The sequence below is a fragment of the Mesorhizobium sp. M1182 genome, from assembly GCF_040318335.1.
Taxonomy (GTDB): domain Bacteria; phylum Pseudomonadota; class Alphaproteobacteria; order Rhizobiales; family Rhizobiaceae; genus Mesorhizobium.
Genome location: NZ_JAMYMD010000084.1, coordinates 1 through 579 on the forward strand (window position 1 = coordinate 1; position 579 = coordinate 579).

The window sequence follows — 579 nt, forward strand, 5'->3', positions numbered from 1 at the left end:
TAGAAGGTCCTGTCGATCTCGACATGGTAGTCGGGATGCACCTTGGCCGATTTCCACTCCGCATATTCGAACGGCGCCGGCGGCAATGGCGACAGGGCCGTTCGTTCGATCTCCTCGAACAGCTCCCGGCGGCTTTTGCCAACGTGGCGCATGGGGCGATTGTTCAAATCCTCCAGCAACACCGCGATCGCGGCGTTGAGATCGCCGAGACTGAAGAAGCGCCGGTTGCGCAGCCGGGCCAGGACCCTGCTCATGCGTCAGGCGCAGGATTGATTGTAGGTCTTTCACTGTCGTTCGTCTCGCTTGCTTCCGTCTTGGCATGGCCCCTCTCAACCCGATGATGAGAGGGCAAAATGCCAGAACGGCGCTCCCGAGAACCGACCGTTATCCGCCCTGAAAACTGTCCGGGAATTAGCGGAATCACGGTCCCGTAATTACTGAAATCGCTGTCCGCGAATTAGCGGAATGGGTGTCCGCGAATTTCTGAAACACGCAATCCGCCAGCAATCGGCGCCCACCGACGCGTGGACTACCGAGATCAAAGGGACGGATGCGGAGGGCAAGCGTGTCGAGGACAAC

At 59.2% G+C, this 579-nt stretch carries 1 pseudogene; it reads right to left on the reverse strand.

Annotated features, from left to right (window positions below):
* Positions 1 to 245: pseudogene (locus tag NKH33_RS33150) on the reverse strand (IS21 family transposase); the annotation flags it as partial.
* Positions 246 to 579 lie beyond the last annotated feature (334 nt).